The sequence below is a fragment of the Cellulomonas septica genome, from assembly GCF_012396155.1.
In the GTDB taxonomy this organism is placed as follows: Bacteria; Actinomycetota; Actinomycetes; order Actinomycetales; family Cellulomonadaceae; genus Cellulomonas; species Cellulomonas septica.
Genome location: NZ_JAAXOY010000654.1, coordinates 1 through 1,991, shown reverse-complemented (window position 1 = coordinate 1,991; position 1,991 = coordinate 1). Strand labels below are relative to the sequence as shown.

Annotated in this window: 2 protein-coding genes and 1 pseudogene; 2 read left to right on the top strand and 1 reads right to left on the bottom strand. The window is 73.2% G+C overall.

Annotation, left to right across the window (positions count from 1 at the left end; genetic code table 11):
- The coding region (locus tag HGA02_RS17760) for an APC family permease (RefSeq protein ID WP_168680566.1) at window positions 1–1,210 on the bottom strand (1,210 nt) is incomplete at its 3' end.
- 233 nt (window positions 1,211–1,443) lie between these two features.
- On the opposite strand from HGA02_RS17760, the gene HGA02_RS17755 reads away from it, so the two are divergent.
- Together HGA02_RS17755 and nrdD are read left to right on the top strand one after the other, a co-directional pair.
- Window positions 1,444–1,791, top strand: coding sequence for a YtxH domain-containing protein (locus tag HGA02_RS17755; protein WP_168680564.1), 348 nt, complete (start codon window positions 1,444–1,446; stop codon window positions 1,789–1,791).
- Between the two features lie 65 nt (window positions 1,792–1,856).
- Window positions 1,857–1,991: pseudogene (gene nrdD / locus HGA02_RS17750) on the top strand (anaerobic ribonucleoside-triphosphate reductase); the annotation flags it as partial.

The window sequence follows — 1,991 nt, the reverse complement described above, 5'->3', positions numbered from 1 at the left end:
CGGCGTCGTCGCGCGCCGCGGCGTCGGCGTCGCCCGCGTCGGTCCCGTCGTCCGGCCGGCGGCGCAGCACCAGGACGGCGACGTTGACCGTCGCGAAGACGAGCAGCAGGAGCAGCACCGTCGTGTCCGCGAGCCCCGCCAGGTCGCCCGTCGCCACGAGCGTCAGCGCGATCACCACGGTGAACGCGATCGCGACGTACGGCGTCTGCCGCCCGCCCACGCGTCCCAGCACGCGCGGCACGATCCGCTCCTGCGCCATCCCGTAGACCAGCCGCGACGCCATGAGCATGTTGATGAGCGCGGTGTTCGACACCGCGAGCAGCGCGATCACGGCGAACAGCGCGGGTGGGAACGTCAGGCCCGCGACCTTGACGACCTCCAGCAGGGGTCCCGTCGACTCGGCGAGCACGTCCGTCTCCACGAGCATCGACGACGTGAACGCGACGCCCACGTAGATGACGCCCGCGACCGCGAGCCCGCCGAACAGGGCGCGCGGGAAGTCCCGGCGCGGCGCGTGGCACTCCTCCGCGAGGTTCACCGAGTCCTCGAACCCGAGCAGCGCGTAGAACGCGAGCGCCGTCGCGCCGAGCACCGCCATCCACGCCGACCCGTCCGTCTCCAGCACGAACGCACGGCTCGGGTCGCCCTCGCCCGTCAGCAGCGCCCACGCCCCGATCGCGAGGATCACCAGCAGGCCCGTCGCCTCGACGATCGTCAGCACGACGTTCACGCGCACCGACTCGGAGATCCCCAGCAGGTTGACGCCCGTGATGAGCAGCAGGAAGAACCACGCCGCGACCAGCGTCGGCACCGACACGAACTCCGCGAGGTAGTCGCCGCCGAACGCCCGCGCCGCGGCGCTCGCCGACGTGATGCCCGACATCATCACCGCGAACGCCACGAGGAAGGTCAGGAAGGGCCGCCGGAAGGCACGGTTCGCGTACAGCGCCGCACCCGCCGCCTGCGGGAACCGGCCGACGAGCTCCGCGTACGCCGTCGCCGTGAGCGTCGCCAGCACGAACGCGCACACGAACGGCAGCCAGATCATGCCGCCGACCTCGCCCGCGACCTTGCCCGTCAGCGCGTAGATGCCCGCGCCGAGGATGTCGCCGACGACGAACAGCAGCAGCACGCGCCGGCCGATCGTGCGCCGCAGCGGCGGACCGTCGGCCGAGCGCGTGCTCGTCGTGGCCGTGCCCGGTTCGCTCATGCCGACCTCCCCTGCATCCGCGTGCCGCCAGTGTCGACCCGCGGATGCTCGCGCGCGCGCCGTGGTGACGCGACGCCCTCCGTCGCGCCGACCGCACGTGGTGGCCCTGCCCGCCCGCGGCGGCGGAGCGCCGTTCGACGCGCGCGCCCGCGGGCCGGTGCCTACGCTCGGACCTTCGGACGGGCGGCGCGCACTGCGGACGTCGCCGCCACAGACCCTCGGGAGGACCGCTCATGAAGGGCAAGGTCGTGTTCGCCGTCGGCGTCGGGCTCGGGTACGTGCTCGGGACCCGCGCGGGACGGGGTCAGTTCGAGAAGATCAAGGGCTGGGCGAACGACGTCTGGCAGGACCCGCGCGTCCAGGGCTACGTCCAGGACGTCGAGAGCCAGGCGACGGAGTTCGCGAAGCAGCAGGGTGTGGCCCTGAAGGACAAGGCCGTCGAGGCCGCGAGGTCGGCCGTCGCGGGCAACGCGCCGTGGCGGTCCTCCACGTCGACGCCCGAGGCCGACGACCCGGCGCCGGACGTCCTCGCCGGCGAGCCGATCATCGACGCGGACGACGCCCGCTACCGCACCCCCTGACGAGTCGCCGCTCCCGCTGGCCTGGGAGAAGCACCGGGAGCGACCGACCACGACGACGCGCCCCCGACGACCGCCCGTACTACACGAACTCCTCGCAGCTCCCCGTGGGCTTCACGGACGACCCGTTCGAGGCGCTGGCCCGGCAGGACGACCTGCAGACGAAGTACACGGGCGGCACCGTCCTGCACCTGTACATGAGC